The sequence below is a fragment of the Streptomyces sp. NPDC127068 genome (assembly GCF_042724695.1).
Taxonomy (GTDB): domain Bacteria; phylum Actinomycetota; class Actinomycetes; order Streptomycetales; family Streptomycetaceae; genus Streptomyces.
In genome coordinates this window covers 66091-82653 of record NZ_JBHXEN010000012.1, presented here as the reverse complement: position 1 = coordinate 82653, position 16563 = coordinate 66091, and the positions used below count along the sequence as shown (strand labels likewise).

General features: G+C 72.8%; 13 protein-coding genes. 6 read left to right on the top strand and 7 right to left on the bottom strand.

The features are described 5' to 3' along the window. Positions 1 to 76: 76 nt before the first annotated feature. Both ACFWIA_RS10085 and ACFWIA_RS10080 read left to right on the top strand, forming a co-directional pair. Complete coding sequence (locus ACFWIA_RS10085; protein WP_387002277.1) at positions 77 to 1753, top strand: AMP-binding protein; 1677 nt, start codon at positions 77 to 79, stop codon at positions 1751 to 1753. Beyond that, the gene (locus ACFWIA_RS10080; RefSeq protein WP_387002275.1) at positions 1750 to 3393 is read left to right on the top strand and encodes an AMP-binding protein; all 1644 of its coding nucleotides are present in this window, start codon (positions 1750 to 1752) and stop codon (positions 3391 to 3393) included. The genes ACFWIA_RS10085 and ACFWIA_RS10080 overlap by 4 nt, the downstream gene beginning before the upstream one ends. 83 nt (positions 3394 to 3476) lie before the next feature. Here the strand turns inward: ACFWIA_RS10080 and ACFWIA_RS10075 are convergent, their stop codons facing one another. The 6 genes from ACFWIA_RS10075 to ACFWIA_RS10050 all read right to left on the bottom strand — a co-directional run bounded on the left by ACFWIA_RS10075 (position 3477) and on the right by ACFWIA_RS10050 (position 11905). Further along, positions 3477 to 4280, bottom strand: a complete 804-nt coding sequence (locus ACFWIA_RS10075) for a hypothetical protein (RefSeq protein ID WP_387002273.1) — start codon at positions 4278 to 4280, stop codon at positions 3477 to 3479. A gap of 1076 nt (positions 4281 to 5356) precedes the next feature. Beyond that, positions 5357 to 6802: a glyceraldehyde-3-phosphate dehydrogenase gene (locus ACFWIA_RS10070; RefSeq protein WP_387002271.1), complete on the bottom strand. Its 1446-nt coding sequence runs from the start codon at positions 6800 to 6802 to the stop codon at positions 5357 to 5359. Positions 6803 to 6961: 159 nt separating this feature from the next. Next, positions 6962 to 9199, bottom strand: a complete 2238-nt coding sequence (locus tag ACFWIA_RS10065; protein ID WP_387002269.1) for an alpha-N-acetylglucosaminidase — start codon at positions 9197 to 9199, stop codon at positions 6962 to 6964. Positions 9200 to 9350: 151 nt separating this feature from the next. Then, the gene (locus tag ACFWIA_RS10060; protein ID WP_387002267.1) at positions 9351 to 9998 is read right to left on the bottom strand and encodes a hypothetical protein; all 648 of its coding nucleotides are present in this window, start codon (positions 9996 to 9998) and stop codon (positions 9351 to 9353) included. 56 nt (positions 9999 to 10054) lie between these two features. Continuing rightward, complete coding sequence (locus ACFWIA_RS10055) at positions 10055 to 10654, bottom strand: histidine phosphatase family protein (protein WP_387002265.1); 600 nt, start codon at positions 10652 to 10654, stop codon at positions 10055 to 10057. A gap of 42 nt (positions 10655 to 10696) precedes the next feature. Continuing rightward, on the bottom strand, positions 10697 to 11905 hold the full coding sequence (locus ACFWIA_RS10050) for a pyridoxal phosphate-dependent aminotransferase (RefSeq protein ID WP_387002263.1): 1209 nt from the start codon (positions 11903 to 11905) through the stop codon (positions 10697 to 10699). Positions 11906 to 12033: 128 nt separating this feature from the next. Between ACFWIA_RS10050 and ACFWIA_RS10045 the strand changes: the two genes are divergently transcribed. The 3 genes from ACFWIA_RS10045 (at position 12034) to ACFWIA_RS10035 (ending at position 14563) form a co-directional block, all read left to right on the top strand. Next, the gene (locus tag ACFWIA_RS10045) at positions 12034 to 12714 is read left to right on the top strand and encodes a winged helix-turn-helix transcriptional regulator (protein ID WP_387002261.1); all 681 of its coding nucleotides are present in this window, start codon (positions 12034 to 12036) and stop codon (positions 12712 to 12714) included. A 98-nt stretch (positions 12715 to 12812) separates the two neighbouring features. Continuing rightward, complete coding sequence (locus ACFWIA_RS10040; RefSeq protein ID WP_387002259.1) at positions 12813 to 13475, top strand: TetR/AcrR family transcriptional regulator; 663 nt, start codon at positions 12813 to 12815, stop codon at positions 13473 to 13475. Positions 13476 to 13705: 230 nt separating this feature from the next. Next, on the top strand, positions 13706 to 14563 hold the full coding sequence (locus ACFWIA_RS10035; protein ID WP_387002257.1) for a lipase family alpha/beta hydrolase: 858 nt from the start codon (positions 13706 to 13708) through the stop codon (positions 14561 to 14563). A gap of 30 nt (positions 14564 to 14593) precedes the next feature. Here the strand turns inward: ACFWIA_RS10035 and ACFWIA_RS10030 are convergent, their stop codons facing one another. Next, positions 14594 to 15772 (bottom strand): agmatine/peptidylarginine deiminase, encoded by a 1179-nt coding sequence (locus tag ACFWIA_RS10030; protein WP_387002256.1) that lies wholly within the window; start codon positions 15770 to 15772, stop codon positions 14594 to 14596. A gap of 182 nt (positions 15773 to 15954) precedes the next feature. Between ACFWIA_RS10030 and ACFWIA_RS10025 the strand changes: the two genes are divergently transcribed. Beyond that, a complete protein-coding gene (locus ACFWIA_RS10025) occupies positions 15955 to 16536 on the top strand; it encodes a TetR/AcrR family transcriptional regulator (protein ID WP_387002254.1) in 582 nt (193 codons plus the stop codon). Positions 16537 to 16563: the final 27 nt, after the last annotated feature.

Below are 16563 nucleotides of genomic sequence, written 5' to 3'. Positions count from 1 at the left end.
GGTCCGCACGCAGCGGTGGAGCCCGCGGCGAGCCAGCACGTCCGTGACGCCCGAGAACCGTGACCGAGGAGGCGGGATGACCCCGACCAGCGCCACCGGGGAGTTCCGTGCCGCGCGGGACTTCCTGTTGCGGCACCGCACGGACCTGGACGCCGCCCGCGAAGGCTTCCGCTGGCCCCGGCCGCGCCGCTTCAACTGGGCCCTCGACTGGTTCGACGTGATCGCCCGGGACAACGACCGGGTCGCCCTGCACCTGGCCCGGGAGGACGGCAGCCACGAACTGACCACCTTCGCCGAGATGTCCCGCCGCTCCGCCCGGACCGCCAACTGGCTGCGGTCCCAGGGGGTGACCGCCGGCGACCGGGTCCTCGTCATGCTCGGCAACCAGACGGAGCTGTGGGAGGTCGCGCTCGCCGCGATGAAGCTGCGCGCCGTCGTCATCCCCGCCACCCCGCTGCTGGGCCCCGTGGACCTGGCCGACCGGGTGGCGAGGGGACGGGTCCGCCAGGTGATCGCCCGATCGGACGACACCGCGAAGTTCACCGACGTACCCGGCGCGTTCACCCGGATCGCGGTCGGCGACCCGGTGCCGGGCTGGTCGTCGTACGGGGACGGCCGGGCGGCGCCCGCGGACTTCGTCCCCGACGGGGAGACGCTGGCCGACGACCCGCTGATGCTGTACTTCACCTCGGGGACGACGGCCCGCCCCAAACTCGTCGAACACACCCACGTCTCGTACCCGGTGGGCCATCTGACCACCATGTACTGGATCGGTCTGCGCCCCGGCGACGTCCATCTGAACATCTCCTCGCCCGGGTGGGCCAAGCACGCCTGGTCCAACCTCTTCGCCCCGTGGAACGCCGAGGCGACCGTCTTCGTCCACCACTACGCGCGCTTCGACGCCGCCCGTCTGCTGGCCGAGATGGACGCCGCGCGGGTCACCACCTTCTGTGCGCCGCCGACGGTGTGGCGCATGCTCATCCAGGCGGACCTGGGCGCGCTGCGGACCCCGCCGCGTGAGGTGGTCGCCGCGGGGGAGCCGCTGAACCCGGAGGTCATCGAGCGGGTGCGGCGGGCCTGGGGGGTCACCATCCGCGACGGGTTCGGGCAGACCGAGACCGCCGTACAGGTGGCCAACAGCCCCGGTCAGCCCGTCAAGCCGGGGTCGATGGGCCGGCCCGGACCCGGATACCGGATCGTCCTGCTGGACCCGGCGACCGGTGAACCCGGGGCCACCGAGGGGGAGATCGCCGTCGACCTCGCCGACCGGCCCGTCGGGATTATGGCCGGTTACCACGGCGACCCGGAGCGCACCGCCGCCGCCATGGCCGGCGGCTACTACCGCACCGGGGACATCGGCTCCGTCGACGACGAGGGCCACCTCACCTACGTGGGCCGCAGCGACGACGTCTTCAAGGCGTCCGACTACAAGATCAGCCCCTTCGAGCTGGAGAGCGCGCTGTTGGAACACGAAGCGGTCGCCGAGGCAGCGGTCGTCCCGGCGCCCGACCCGCTGCGACTCGCCGTCCCCAAGGCGTACGTGGTGCTCGCCGAGGGATACGCGCCGGGACCCGACACCGCGGCCCTGCTGTTCGCGCACTCCCGGGCGGTCCTCGCCCCCTACAAGCGGGTGCGCCGGCTGGAGTTCGCGGAGCTGCCCAAGACGGTGTCCGGCAAGATCCGCCGCGTCGCCCTGCGGGAGGCCACCGCGAAGGGCTCCACCGCGGAGTACCGGGAGGAGGACTTCCGATGAGTACCCCCGCCCCCGCCCGGGACACCACCGACGGGCCCGAGCCCTCCTACGCGCACGGCACCAGTACGACCCCGCTGCTCGGGGACACCATCGGCGAGAACCTGGACCGGACCGTGGCCGCCTTCCCGGACCGGGAGGCGCTGGTGGACGTGCCCTCGGGGCGGCGCTGGACGTACGCGGAGTTCGCGGCCGAGGTGGACCGGGTGGCCCGCGGACTGCTCGCCCGGGGCGTCCTCAAGGGCGACCGGGTGGGCATCTGGGCGGTCAACTGCCCCGAGTGGCTGCTCGTCCAGTACGCCACGGCCCGGATCGGCGCGGTCATGGTGAACATCAACCCCGCCTACCGCGCCCACGAGCTGGAGTACGTGCTGCGCCAGGCCGGGGTGTCGGTGCTGGTGGCGTCGACGGGACACCGGACCAGCGACTACCGGGAGTTGGTGAAGCAGGTCCGCGAGCGCTGTCCGGAGCTGCGGCAGGCGGTGTTCATCGGCGAAGCCTCCTGGGAGGACCTGCTGACCGCCGGGCGTCCGGACCTCCAGGACCGGCTGCACGCCCGGGCGGCGGAGCTGAGCTGCGACGACCCGGTCAACATCCAGTACACCTCGGGGACCACCGGCTTCCCCAAGGGCGCCACCCTCTCGCACCACAACATCCTCAACAACGGCTACTGGGTGGGCCGTACGGTCGGCTACGACGAGCAGGACCGCATCTGTCTGCCCGTCCCCTTCTACCACTGCTTCGGCATGGTGCTGGGCAACCTCGCGGCCACCACCCACGGCGCCTGCGTGGTCATCCCGGCGCCCTCCTTCGACCCGGTGGCCACCCTCCAGGCCGTCGAACGGGAGCGCTGCACCTCGCTGTACGGGGTGCCCACGATGTTCATCGCCGAGCTGAACCTCGCGGACTTCGCGCTGTACGACCTCTCCTCGCTGCGCACCGGGATCATGGCCGGCTCGCCGTGCCCCGTGGAGGTGATGAAACGGGTCGTCGCCGAGATGCACATGGCCGGCGTGTCGATCTGTTACGGGATGACCGAGACCTCGCCCGTCTCCACGCAGACCCGCAGCGACGACGACCTCGAACGGCGCACCGGCACCGTCGGCCGGGCCCTGCCGCACATCGAGGTCAAGGTCGTGGACCCGGTGAGCGGGGTGACCCTGCCGCGCGGTGAGGCCGGGGAGCTGTGCACCCGGGGGTACAGCGTGATGCTCGGGTACTGGGACGACGCCGCGCGCACCGCGGAGGTCATCGACCCGGGGCGGTGGATGCACACGGGGGACCTCGCGGTCATGGGGCCGGACGGGTACGTGCGCATCGTCGGCCGCATCAAGGACATGATCATCCGTGGTGGCGAGAACATCTACCCGCGGGAGATCGAGGAGTTCCTCCACCGGCATCCGAAGATCGCGGACATCCAGGTCGTCGGCGTCCCCGACGAGCGGTACGGCGAGGAGGTCCTCGCCTGCGTCATCCCGCGGGACCCGGACGACCCCCTCACCCTGGACGAGTTGCGCGCCTACTGCCACGAGCGGCTCGCCCACTACAAGATCCCGAGCCGGCTGCGCATCCTCGACGCCTTCCCCATGACGGTCAGCGGCAAGGTCCGCAAGATCGAACTCCGCGAGCGCTACGCGGACTGACACACGTCCGGGCCCCGTGTCGGCGCGGGGCCCGGACCCTCCTCGGTGAACGGGGGAGGGCGGGCCGGCGGTGGTGCGCCAGGTCACGCGCCGGTGGACACCAGTTCCTCGGCGACGCCGTTGACCGGCTGGGGCACCCCTGCGAGGTCCACCAGGAACAGCGGTACGCCCAGGGCGTCGGCCCCTTCGCGCACCCCGTCCTCGTAGCCGGCGAGGGCGAAGTACGCGCAGCGCTCCGCCCCGGTGAGGGAGACCAGCCACAGGCACTCCACGTCCTTGAGGGAGGTCACCCGTACGGTCGGTTCGATCGCGGCGACGAGTCCGTCCGCGGCGAGCCCGACTCCGGAGGCCAGGGGTTGTTCGGCCCGGCGGATCTCCCCGTACCCCAGCCAGCGCAGGTACAGCGCGGTGACCGTGACGGCGTCCCGGGGGGTGCGGATCACCGTGGGGCGGAACGCGGGCCGGGGGACGGACGCGGTCGCGGGCAGCGGGATGTGCGCGGGGAACGCGGGCGATCCCGTGCGCCCGGCGGGTTCCCGGCCCTCCCGGGCGGTCGGCCGGGGCGCACCGGGTGCGCCGCCGCCCGCTGTCGCGTCGTCGGGTGCGGCGGCGGCGTCGTCGTCGGGGGCGGCGGCGAGCGGCACCCGTAACACCGCTCCGCAGCTACAGCCCAGTTCGGGCCGCGGCCAGGGGTCCGCCCGCCCGCAGGAGGGGCAGGGCACCGTCACCCAGTCCGCGGACCAGGCGCGGTCGGTCACGTTCTCGGGCGTCCCGTGCGCAGCCACCGTCGGGGCGACGGGTTGTCCGCACGGACAGGGGTAGGAGGTCGGGGTGAACTGGTGATCGCGGCGGCAGACCGGGCACCGCACCGGCACGCTCTCGGACATGACCTCTCCAGGACTGGGCTCGGTGGTCCGTGAACGGCGCCGTCGGGCCGCACCGGGGGCGGGACCGGGCCCGGACGGCTCGTGGACGGCGCCTCGACAGCAGGTCCATCGTCCTCCAACCGCCCCCGCTCGCGCAGCCGTTCTGCTTATGCCAGCGGCCTATCAACTGCGCCGGTGTACGCCTCGGTACGCCGGGCGGCGCAGGTGAGGCGGACGGACCTGTGAGTCCTGTGGCCCGTGGGGTGACGGCGAACCCAACTCGCCGATGAGGACTTCTCGCCCTGCTGCGGTCCGCGGTGCCCGCACTGCGGGGCCGGGTCACCGAGACCGAACGGGTCCTCGACGGCTCCGCGATCGACGTGGACGCCCGGGCGGGCCCCGGCCGCCGTCCCGGCTGACCTGCACGGCGCGCTCAGCGGCACCGTCACCGGGTTCGGCCACCACCCGGAGTCCACCCGGCTGCCGTCACCGCGGGTGCGGACACCGCACGGGACCTCGCCCTCGGCCGGGCGCCCACCGCACTGCTCACCGGGCGGATCAGCGGCCACACGGGCGCCGAACGGGGCGCGACGGTCGGGGTGGCCGACACCCCGGCGAGCGCCACCACCACCGGCGACGACGGCCGCTACACCTTCCCCTTCCGGCCCCGTCACCGGGGACACGACGGTCACCGCCACCGGCTACACCGCAGCCAGCCGGCGGACCGCTCCGGAAGCGGGCGGCGCGGAAGTCGCCGACTTCGTGCTCACGACCGGGCGTGGGTCACGGTGCTGGTCCCGGCCTACCGGACGGCCCGGCAGGGGATGTACGAGTACCGCTTCGACGGGCTGTCCTCCGGCGCCTACCGGATGGAGCTGGGCTTCGCCGCACTCGCCGACCAGCAGCCCGCCCGGCGGGTGTTCGCCGTGATGGCCGAGGGCACCCCGTTCGGGGCGGACCGCGGTGAACTCGATCCGGGGCACCGAGCGCCCGGACCTGGCGGTGGGCTGAGCCGGAGGAAAAGGGGACGGGGTGGTAGGACGCCGCACAGCGTCCTACCACCCCGTCCAGCGGGAACCTGGTCGGGGACCCGCGGTCTAGGCCGCCGGAGCGGGGAAGGTCGGGTACTCCACGCCGGAGACGTGCTGGACCACCCGGATGACCTGGCACGAGTAACCGAACTCGTTGTCGTACCAGAGGTAGAGGATCGCGTTGTCGCCGTCGGCCCTGGTGGCCCCGGCGTCCACGATCGAGGCGTGACGCGAACCGATGAAGTCGCTGGAGACCGCGTCGGGCGCGCTGGTGAAGTCGATCTGACGCTTGAGCGGCGAGGTCAGCGACACGTCGCGGAGGTGGTCGAGGACCTCCTCGCGGGTGGTCTCCCGGCCGAGCCGCAGGCTGAGGATCGCGATGGAGACGTTCGGCACGGGGACGCGGATCGAGCTGCCGGTGATGGTCGCGTCGAGGTCGGGCAGCGCCTTGGCGACGGCGGAGGCGGCACCGGTCTCGGTGATGACCATGTTGAGCGGCGCGGACCGGCCGCGACGGTCGGACCCGTGGTAGTTGTCCAGCAGGTTCTGGTCGTTGGTGAACGAGTGGACGGTCTCCACGTGGCCGCGCAGCACGCCGAACTCGTCCGCCATCGCCTTGAGCGGCGGCACGATGGCATTGGTGGTGCAGGACGCGCAGGACAGGATCTGCTCGTCCGGCTTGATCATGTCGTGGTTCACGCCGTGCACGACGTTGAGGACGTCGCCCTTGCCGGGGGCGGTCAGCACGACCTTGGCGATGCCGGGCCGCAGGTGCTTCGACAGCCCCTCGCGGTCGCGCCACCGGCCGGTGTTGTCGATGAGGATGGCGTCCTTGATGCCGTGCTCCGCGTAGTCGACCGTGGTCGGGTCGTCGGAGTAGATCACCTTGATCTCGTTGCCGTTGGCGATGATCGTGCTGTTCGCCTCGTCGACGGTGATCGTGCCCTGGAACTGTCCGTGGATCGAGTCGCGGCGCAGCAGCGAGGCGCGCTTGACGATGTCCTGGCCGGATCCCTTGCGGACCACGATGGCGCGCAGCCGCAGACCGTTGCCCGAACCGGCCTTCTCCACCAGCAGCCGGGCCAGCAGTCGGCCGATGCGGCCGAAGCCGTAGAGCACGACGTCGCGCGGCGCGCTGCGCTCGATCTTGTTGGCGCCGGTGGCGCCGGCCACCGCCTCCGCGGTGAAGTCCTCCACCGACAGGCCGCGGTCATCGGCCTGGTACGTCGCGGCCAGCATGCCGAGGTCGATCTGGGAGGGCCCGAGGTCGAGCGTGGTGAGCGCCCGCAGGAACGGCATGGTCTCGGTGACCGACAGCTCCTCGCCCGTGATCTGCCGGGTGAAGCGGTGGGTCTTGAGGATGCTGACCACCGACTTGTTCACCAGCGAGCGGCTGTGCAGCAGGATCGTGACGTCCCGCTCCCGGTGCATCTTCCCGATCATCGGAATCATCGACTCCGCGATCTCCTCGCGGGTCTTCCAGTTGGTGAACGAGTCCTCGTTGACAGTCACAGATTTATCTTTCGAGCTAGGCGGCGCTCATATGTAACCCTGCCGGGCTTTGATCGATCAAGCCATATCGGGGGATGAAATGCCGTGACTAGGGTCACGATCCGTCGGTGAGCATCCGGATCGTGACCTTTTTGTGGTTATTCAAGGTGATATGCGCCATCAGGTGAGCGACGATGCTTGCGCGCGCAGCAGGTCGCGGACCTCGATGGCCACCGTGTGGGTCTTGCCGCGCGGGGTGGTGGCGAGCCGCCCGGGTGCGCGGGTCCAGGCGTCCTCCACGGCGAACCAGTCGATCCGCTCCGGCGTGCCACCGGTGCGCAGCGCCTCGCCCAGCGTCTCGAAGTACCGCGACCAACGACGTCGGTACAGCCCGCCGACCAGACCGGCCCACTCCCGGTTGCCGTAGTCGCGCAGTCCCGCGTCGGCCCCCTTGCGGGTGCCCCACACGGTGAGCAGCGACAGCGCGTCGTAGGCCAGTCGCTCCCGCTCCGCGGCGTCGGCGCCCCACGAACGGGCGTCCGCGAGATAGCGCCCCAGCAGATGGGCGCGGTCCGTCGCCAGGAGCCGTTCCAGCACGTCCATCAGGTCGAGCCAGTGCGCGGTCAGCCGGCGGAACCGGCCGGCGTCCCCGGCGTCGTAGGCGGCCTTGATGCGGGGGAGCAGGGCCCGGCCGCGGTTGGAGAGCGCTTGGCGCGCCACGTCCAGCAGGTCGTGCCGGTACGCCGACGAGGACCGCAGCCGCGGGCTGACCGAGAGGAGTTCGTCGAGCGCCGGCTCGAACTCCGCCGGGTCGTAGCGGAGCGACTTGGGGGACCAGCGGGCCGCCCGCACCGCGGTCAGTGCGGGACGGGCGCCGAACAGCCCGTCGGCACCCTCGCTCCAGCCGTCCTCGCGGGTCGTCCCGTACACCGTCCTGCGCAGCCGGTCCCAGGCCGCCGCCGCGTGCGCGTCCCGCGCGCCGTAGCGGGCGTGCGCCCACCGCGCGAACCAGTCGGCGAGGTCGAGCGGCCCGTCCGACCAGGCGAGTTCGGAGAACAACTCGAAGGCCGCGGGGTTGTTGTCGGCGGCCTCCGGCAGCAAGGCGATGCCGCGCAGTGCGCTGCCCGGCCGCGACCGGCGGTCCGGGAACGCGCGCGCCCACTCCCGGGCGTTCGCGCCGAGCGCGGTGTGCCCGCCGAAGTTCCAGATCGAGCCGTAGGCGTACGGCGTGCCGAGCCAGTCGCCCTCCCGGTCGTCGGCTGCGGCAGCACGGTCGGCGATGCCGTCGAGGACGAGCATCCGGTCCCGGTCGACGGCCTCGACGAGCTCCCGCGGCGGGTTCGTCCGCCAGCCCAGGGTCACCCACACCGCCGTCGGGTGCGCCTTGCGCAGCGCCCGTTCCACGGCCCGGGCCGCGTCCGCCACCGGGACGTCCCCCGCGCTGCCGCCCTCGTGCAACAGGTCCATCTTGAACAGCGTGGTCGCGCCGAACGCCTCCTGCTGGACGTCGTAGTACGCCGCGGCGACCCGGGCGAACACCTCGCTGCGCGGGTCGAGCCAGTCCGGCCGGTCGAAGCCGTACCACTCGCCCTGGGGCACCGTGCGGGCGCCGGCGTTGCGGTCCGCGAACCCGGGCGGGACCATGCCGAACCAGCCCGGCAGCACGGGGGTCATGCCCAGTTCGCGGAGCCGTCCGCAGATCCGCCGACCCAGCGCAGCACGTGCCGCGATCAACCGGCCGGACGGGGGCGCCGGGAACCCGGAGAGGTTCTGGAGCAGCCACCAGGGCTGGTGCGCGGGGCCCGGGACCCAGCGCCGCACCTCCTGCTCGTCGTACCCGAACTCCTGGAAGACCCGGTGGTGCACCGCCTCGGCGCCCACCTGGACGAACACCCGGTTGTAGCCGTGCAGGGCGAGCACGTCCAGCTCGCGTTCCCAGGAGGCCCAGATGCGGTAGGCGCCGGTGTAACCGTCGTTGGTGTCGTTGAGGGCGAAGCGGTGGGGCACCCGGGCGGTGCGCACCGTCTCGGCGGCGGGCGCGGGGAGGGTGGCGGGGAGGGCGAGCTGTTCGCCGGCCCAGGTGAGGTTGGCGTGCGCGGTGTGCTTCAGGTACCAGCGGAGCGCGGTGAGTTGGACCGCGGGGGTGTTGCCGGTGAGGACGATCCGGCCCCGGGCGCCCGACACGGTGAAGGAGTCGGCCGTCCCCGGCGCCGACCGGAAGCGGAGTTGGTCCGCGTGCCGGGGGAGCAGCCGCCGGGCCGCGCGTGCGGCGGCCCCGGCAGCGCCTGCGGCCCCGGCCTGATCGGTGTCGTCGGCGGCCGTTCGGTGCGCCCCCGGGGCTGCGGCGGCCCGGACGGACACGGACGCGCCCGCCGAACCGGCGACGGCGGCGAGCAGGGTGCGGCGGGGCAGCGGCATGGCGCCTCCAAGGGGTGGGGCCCGGTGGGCGGTCCGAGACGGCGGGACCATGTCTAGCCGGTGCGACCCCATGGAGGAGGGCCATACGGTTTCGTGTGACTGATCGTGTCGCGAAGACGCGGGTGCGCCGTCCCGTGCGGGTGGGGCGCGGTCAGTCGCGGCGGGGGGAGGCGAGGAGGTGGCGACGGCCGCCGACCCGGGGTTCGGTGTGCTCGCTGACCTGCCACCCCGCCCGGCCGAGGGCGTCGGCGCAGGCCCGCAGCCCGGCCGCGTCCGCCGCGTACACGCCGACCGCTTCGGGCTGCGCGGACTCCACCACCCGGTACCCGGGCCCCTCCCCGGTCTCGGGTACGCACCCCGCCGCCTCCAGTGCGAGCGCCGCCGCCGCGAGGAGGTGCGTGCGCTCCCAGCCGCAGGGGCGGTCCGTCGCCGCGTCCGTACGGGTCATGCGCCGTAGCTCCAGCAGCCCCGTCCACGCACTGGCCACCTCACGGGCCCGGCGGGGGCCGCCCCGGTCCGCCGCGTCACCGCCGAGGCGGGCGGCGAACACCCGGTCGGCGGGCGCGGGGCCATCCACCACGGCGTCGGCCGGCGGGTCGTGCGCGGGGGCGTCCGCGTCGGACCGGAAGCGGTGGCCAGCCGGGGTGAGGAACCAGTCGTGCGGGGGGCGCGGATGACGGAACGCCAGCCCGAGCCGTCCGAGCGCGGCGAGTTGCACGGGCGTGCCGCGCAGCCGCCCCGTCACGGGCTCGGCCGCCGCGACGACGCGTCGCTGCGCGGCGGTCGGTGGTCGGGCCATGCGGTGCCTCCCCTCGGCGAGCGGGGAGCCCCCGTGCGCTCCCCGCTGTCCGCAGCCTACGGCGAGGGTCTGACATTCCACCCCGCGACGACGGGGCGACCGTGCTCGGTGCTGAGCCGGCACACCGTTCCGGTGGCGAGTTGGAACAGCGCCCCGTGCGACGGCGGGAGTCCGAGCCGTCGCGCCGTCAGCACCCGGAGGAAGTGCCCGTGGGCCACCAGCACGACGCTGCCCTCGTGGTTGGCCAGGGCGGCATCGGCCTTGGCCAACATCCGGTCGGCCCGGGCGCCCACCTCCTCGGGGCTCTCCCCGGGGTGCTCCGGCGGTCCCGCGGCCACCCCGTCGTCGAACAGGAACCAGCCGGGGCGGGAGCGGTGGATCTCCACGGTGGTGATCCCCTCGTAGCCGCCGTAGTCCCACTCGTGCAGGTCCGGGTCGATGCGGACGTCCGTGAGCCCGGCCAGTTCGGCGGTCTCCCGGGCCCGCTTCAGCGGGCTGCTGATGGCGCACGCGATCCGGTGCGAGGTGAGCAGCGGCGCCAGCGAGCGGGCCTGCGCGCGGCCGTTGTCGGTGAGCGGGATGTCCGTCCAGCTCGTGTGCTGTCCGGAGAGGGACCAATCGGTCTCCCCGTGCCGGACCAGAAGAAGATCACCCATGGGTCCTTGATACCACCGAGGTGATCAAGGACCGCTGTGGTGTCACTGCCGGTACCCGCTGAGGAACCGTCCGATCCGGCTGATCGCGGCGTCCAGGTCGTCGGCGTGCGGCAGGGTGAGGATGCGGAAGTGGTCGGGGCGCGGCCAGTTGAAGCCGGTGCCCTGGACGACCTGGATCTTCTCCCGCAGCAGCAGGTCGAGGACGAACTTCTCGTCGTCGTGGATCGCGTGCACGGCCGGGTCGAGGCGCGGGAACGCGTAGAGGGCGCCCTTGGGCTTCACGCAGGAGACGCCGGGGATCTCGTTGAGCTTCTCCCAAGCGCGGTCCCGCTGTTCGTACAGCCGTCCGCCGGGCGCGGTCAGCTCGTGGATGGACTGCCGTCCGCCCAGCGCGGCCTGGATCGCGTACTGGGCGGGCGCATTGGCGCACAGCCGCATGGAGGCCAGCATGGTCAGGCCCTCCAGATAGCTGCGGGCGTGCTGCCGGGGGCCGGTGACGACCAGCCAGCCGGAACGGAACCCCGCGACCCGGTACGTCTTGGACAGCCCGCAGAAGGTCAGGACGACCAGGTCGGGGGCGAGGGCCGCGGCCGAGTGGTGCACGGCGTCGTCGTAGAGGATCTGGTCGTAGATCTCGTCGGCGAACACCATCAGGTGGTGCCGGCGGGCGAGGTCGAGGATGCCCTCGACGACCTCCTTGGGGTACACCGCGCCGGTCGGGTTGTTCGGGTTGATGATGACCACGGCCCGGGTCCGGTCCGTGATCTTCGACGCCATGTCCGCCAGGTCCGGGTACCACTCGGCCTGTTCGTCGCAGAGGTAGTGCACCGCCTTGCCGCCCGCGAGGGTCGTCACGGCGGTCCACAACGGGAAGTCGGGCGCCGGGATGAGGACTTCGTCGCCGTCCTCCAACAGGGTCTGCACCGCCATGGACACCAGCTCCGAGACGCCGTTGCCGAGGAAGACGTCGTCGACGTCGACCTCCAGGCCGAGCGCCTGGTACCGCTGGGCGACCGCCCGCCGGGCCGACAGCACGCCCCGCGAGTCGGTGTACCCGTGGGCGCGCGGCAGCATCCGGATCATGTCCTGGACGATCTCCTCGGGCGCCTCGAACCCGAACAGCGCGGGGTTGCCGGTGTTGAGGCGCAGCACGCTGTGGCCCGCCTCCTCCAGCGCGTTGGCCTGCTCGATCACCGGGCCCCGGATCTCGTAGCAGACCTCGTTCAGCTTGCTCGACTGCCGGAACTCCATGTGCGGCCTCCCAGACCTGTGGGGCGGACGGCCTCCCGTGCGGCGGACCCGGCGCCCTGCGTGGCGTGATGCTTGGTTTTACCAAGTGTGAGCTTGGAAAGTCCAACAACATCGCTAGACTGCGGCGCATGCCACGTCAGCCGCATGCCGCGCCGGGCCGTTCCCGCCGCAGCTACGACCAGTACTGCGCCGCCGCCCGCGCCCTCGACTCCGTGGGTGACCGCTGGACCCTGCTGATCGCGAGGGAACTGCTCGCCGGGCCCCGCCGGTACACCGACCTGCACACCGACCTCCCGGGCGTCAGCACCGACATGCTGGCCTCCCGGCTGAAGGACATGGAGCGCGACGGCATCGTCGAACGCCGCAGGTTGCCCGCGCCCGCCGCCGCGACCGTGTACACCCTGACCGCACGCGGCGGGGAACTCCTCCCCGTCCTCGACGCACTCGCCGAGTGGGGCGCCGGCGAACTCGCCGGCCCCGGACCTACGGACGCCGTCCGCGCCCACTGGTTCGCCCTGCCGCTGCGCCGCCGCCTGGCCGGGCTCGGCGGTACGGGGGTGGTCGAGGCGTACGTCGACGAGGGCGCGTTCCACGTACGGGTCGGGGAGCGACCGGTCACCGCGCAGCACCACCCCGAGCCCTACGGTGACGGCCCGGCACCCGAGGGCTCCGACACCCGGCTCACCCTCTCCACCGACACCTGCGCCGCGCTCGTCCGCGGTGACTTCACCCTCGCGGACGCCGTGCGCGAGGGGCGGGTGCGGGTGGACGGCGAAGGGGAGGTCGCCGAGTTGCTGCGCACGCGCTGAGGCGCGCTCCGGTCCGCCCCGACACGCGCTCGGACCTGGCCCGACCCGTGCGACGGCTCCCGTCCGTCCGGCGGTGCGGCGGCCTGTATGTTGGGCGCGTGGCAGGTGCGGTGGTGGACGAGGAAGGCGCCAAGGGGCGACGGATCCGCGGTCTGGACGCCGCCCAGCGGCGGGCCAGGCGGCGCGAGGACCTGTTGGACGCGGCCTTGGAGCTGTTCTCCGCCCAGGGGTACCAGGACACCTCGATCGAGCAGATCTGCAAGCAGGCGTACGTCGGGACCAAGAGCTTCTACGAGGTCTTCACCGGCAAGGAGGCCCTGTACCTGGCGCTGCTCGACCGCATCGTCGCGGACGTCACCGCACGCCTGCGGTCGGCGCTGGAGGAGTCGGGCGGCGAGCAGGGCGAGGGCGAGTCCGCGCGGGCCCTCATCCGGCACTTCGCGGACGCCTTCGTGGACGACGTCCGGGTGGCGCGCGTGACGTTCGGCGAGGGTCGGGCCGTCACCCCGCTGGTCGAGGCGCACCGTCGGGCCAACCGTCGGTGGGCGGCCTCCTTCGTGGAGACGGCCTGGCAGCGGCTCGGCGTCGAAGCCGGCCCGCATGCACGGGCGGTGGCCATGGGCCTGATCGGCGGCCTCTTCGACATCATCGCCGATTGGCTCCTGGACGCCGGTACTGGCCGGGCCGCCGAACGCGCCGCCCTCCAGGACGGGCTCGACCGCTTCTACACGGTGATCAGCTCCGGACTCCGCCCCTCCTGACGCACTCCTCCTCTTGATGCGCCGTCCCGCCTGACGCACCGCCCCCTGACGCACCGCCCCCTGACGCACCGCCCCCTGACGCACCGCCCCCTGACGTCCCGTCGCCCTCTCGTGCGCCGTCCCGCTCGGTGCGTCGGACCGGTGCGCGCTCTTTGGAAACGATGCCTTGTTCCTAACAAGGGTACGTGCTCTACTTCCGAGTAACCTACCCGTGAGCAAGGAGTTGCCGCATGGCCAAGCTCCGCACGTTCCTGGCAGCGCTCGCGCTGTCCGTACTCGCTTCCACCACCCTGGTGACCACGGCCTCGGCCAAGGCGCCGCCGCAGTCCGGGTGGAACGACTGGTCCTGCCGGCCCAGTGCCGCCCATCCCGAGCCGGTGGTCCTCGTCCACGGACTCGGCGCCAACGGCTGGGACAACTTCCTGACCCTGGCGCCCACGCTCCGCTCGGCCGGCTACTGCGTCTTCTCCGAGACCTACGGCAAGACCGTGCTGGGCGGACTGGCCGGCGGGCTCGCGCCGATGGCGAAGAGCGCCGTCGAGGTCGGCGCGTTCATCGACCGCGTGCGCACCGCGACGGGAGCGGCGAAGGTCGACGTCGTCGGCCACTCCGAGGGCACCACCGTGCCCGCGTACTACCTCAAGTACCTGGGCGGAGCCACCAAGGTCGACGACTTCGTCGGTTTCGGCTCCAACTTCCGCGGCACCACGCTGAACGGCTTGGCGAGCCTGGCCGCCGCCCTCGAACTCCAAGGTCCGCTGACCGCCATCGGCTGCGGCGCCTGTACGGACTACCTGCCCGGCTCGGCGTTCCTCGCCAAGCTCAACGACGGTCCCGTCGCCGTACCCGGACCGACGTACACCAGCATCGTCACCCGCTACGACACCGTGGTCACCCCGTACACGAGCGGTCTGCTCACGGGGGCCGGCGTCACCAACATCGTGCTCCAGGACAAGTGCCGCCTGGACTCGGCCGGCCACCTCGGCCTGGCCGTGGACCCGAACGTCGCCCAACTCGTCCTCCAGCGGCTCGACCCCGAGCACGCCCCGCCGCTGCGCTGCCGCCCCTTCACCACGCTCGGCATCTGACGCACGACGCGCACCCCGGCCCCGCTCCGCTCACGCGGCGGGTTCGCCCGGCTGGTCGTGGGTCGCGCAGTGGATGCCGCCGCCGCCCGAGGCGATCGTGTCGATCCCGATCGGCACGACGTCCCGGTCGGGGAAGTGCTCCTGGAGGATGCCGCGGGCGCGCCCGTCGGCCTTGCGGTCGCCGAACCGGGGCAGGAAGACGGCGTCGTTGGCGATGAAGAAGTTGGCGTAGCTCGCCAGGAACTCGTCCCCCTCGCCCGTGATCCGGTCCAGGTCCGGCTGCGGCAGGTCGATGACCTCGAAGCGCCGCCCGCGGGCGTCCGTCGCCTGCGACAGCACCGACTCCGCCTGGTCCGCGGAGCGCGACCAGGAGTCCGGCGGGGTGTCGGGGTGGGCCCGGTCCAACAGGACCACGCCGGGCTCGGTGAACCGCACCAGGCTGTCCACGTGGGCGTCGGTGATGTCCTCGCCGCGCACGCCCGCCAGCCAGACCACCTTCTCCACGCCCAGGGTCCGCTTGAGTTCCGCCTCGACGGTGTCCCGGCTCTTCCCCGGGTTGCGGTTGGCGTTGACGATCGAACTCTCGGTGATCAGCAGGGTGCCCTCGCCGTCCGGTTCGAAGGAGCCGCCCTCCGAGACCAGCGGGGCCCGGACCCGGGGAATCCGGTACTCGTGCAGCAGGGCGCGCCCGACCCGGGCGTCGTTCGCGTGCTCCTGCTTGTCGCCCCAGCCGTTGAAGTTGAAGTCGACGCCGATGACCTCGCCGTCCTCCTCGACGAACACGGGGACGGTGTCGCGGGCCCACAGGTCGTCGACGGCCAGCGGGATCACCTCGACCTGGGAGCCGCACGCCCGCTGCGCCGCCTTCACCTGTGCGGGCCGGGCCATCATGACGACCGCCTCGTACTCGCCGACGGCCCGGGCGATCCGTGCGATGTCCTCGCGTACGTAGGGCAGGTCCGCTCCCCAGACCGAGGACAGGGCCGGCCAGGACATGAAGGTGCGGGTGTGGCTCTCCCACTCCGCGCCGAGTCGCCGCCCCGCACCGGGCGCGACCTGCCGGGGGGAGTCGACGGGGGCGCTGGAGCGCGGCGCGGTGCCGGAGGGGCCACAGGCCGCGGCACCGAAGGCCGCGGCGCCGAAGGCCGCGGCGCCGAACCCGGCGAGGGTGCGCAGGGTGGTCCGACGGGTGGGGAAGAGGGGCGACACGGAGAAATCCAATCGTGGAACCGGAGCGGGCGCATCCGGCGGGGCGGCCGGGCCACCTGTTCGCTACTGTGCCACTGACTGAAAATTCAGTCAAACGAGAGCCGCCGGTCGCCCTCCCCCCTTCGCCCACCCGGTCACGGGGCCGCACGGACCCGCTCGGGACCCCCGGTAGGCTGCGGATCATGGCGTCTCGCAGCACCCAGATCCTCGAAGCGGCCGCCCGGGTGATCGCCCGGCGCGGGGTCCGTGGACTGCGCGTGGAGGAACTGGCCGCCGAGGCCGGCGTCTCCACCGCCCTGATCTACTACCACTTCAAGGACCGCACGGGGGTCCTGCGCCAGACCCTCGAATTCATCAACGACCGCGCCGAGCGCTACACCACCGACCGCGACCCGGACGGCCCGCCGCCCGCCCCCCGTCAGGAGCTGGAGGAATCCCTCCTGCTCGAACTCCAGGACAGCGCGGAGGTGCGGGAGAACAGCACGGCCTGGGGCGAACTGCGGGCGAGCGCCGTCTTCGACGAGGCGCTGCGCGCGGACCTCGCCCGGGCCACCCTGGTGTGGGTGCGGGAGGTCGCCGCGCTGCTGGGCCAGGTCCGACCGGCGGCGTCGGCCGCCTCGCTCACCGCCGCCGCCGAACGGCTCACCGCCGCGCTGGAGGGGCTCAGCATGCGCTGGCTCAGCGGCGGCATCGAGGTCGGGCACGCGCGGCAACTCCTGCGCGGCGCCATCGACGCCGAACTCGCCGCACTCCGCGAGGACTGACTGACGAAGCCCGCCCGTCCCGTGCTG

What these genes read in the sequence shown, in the direction of transcription:
- ACFWIA_RS10085 (WP_387002277.1), top strand. Translation starts at nt 77, where the DNA reads ATGACCCCGACCAGCGCCACCGGGGAGTTCCGTGCCGCGCGGGACTTC.
- ACFWIA_RS10080 (WP_387002275.1), top strand. Translation starts at nt 1,750, where the DNA reads ATGAGTACCCCCGCCCCCGCCCGGGACACCACCGACGGGCCCGAGCCC.
- ACFWIA_RS10075 (WP_387002273.1), bottom strand. Translation starts at nt 4,280, where the DNA reads ATGTCCGAGAGCGTGCCGGTGCGGTGCCCGGTCTGCCGCCGCGATCAC.
- ACFWIA_RS10065 (WP_387002269.1), bottom strand. Translation starts at nt 9,199, where the DNA reads ATGCCGCTGCCCCGCCGCACCCTGCTCGCCGCCGTCGCCGGTTCGGCG.
- ACFWIA_RS10060 (WP_387002267.1), bottom strand. Translation starts at nt 9,998, where the DNA reads ATGGCCCGACCACCGACCGCCGCGCAGCGACGCGTCGTCGCGGCGGCC.
- ACFWIA_RS10055 (WP_387002265.1), bottom strand. Translation starts at nt 10,654, where the DNA reads ATGGGTGATCTTCTTCTGGTCCGGCACGGGGAGACCGATTGGTCCCTC.
- ACFWIA_RS10050 (WP_387002263.1), bottom strand. Translation starts at nt 11,905, where the DNA reads ATGGAGTTCCGGCAGTCGAGCAAGCTGAACGAGGTCTGCTACGAGATC.
- ACFWIA_RS10045 (WP_387002261.1), top strand. Translation starts at nt 12,034, where the DNA reads ATGCCACGTCAGCCGCATGCCGCGCCGGGCCGTTCCCGCCGCAGCTAC.
- ACFWIA_RS10035 (WP_387002257.1), top strand. Translation starts at nt 13,706, where the DNA reads ATGGCCAAGCTCCGCACGTTCCTGGCAGCGCTCGCGCTGTCCGTACTC.
- ACFWIA_RS10025 (WP_387002254.1), top strand. Translation starts at nt 15,955, where the DNA reads ATGGCGTCTCGCAGCACCCAGATCCTCGAAGCGGCCGCCCGGGTGATC.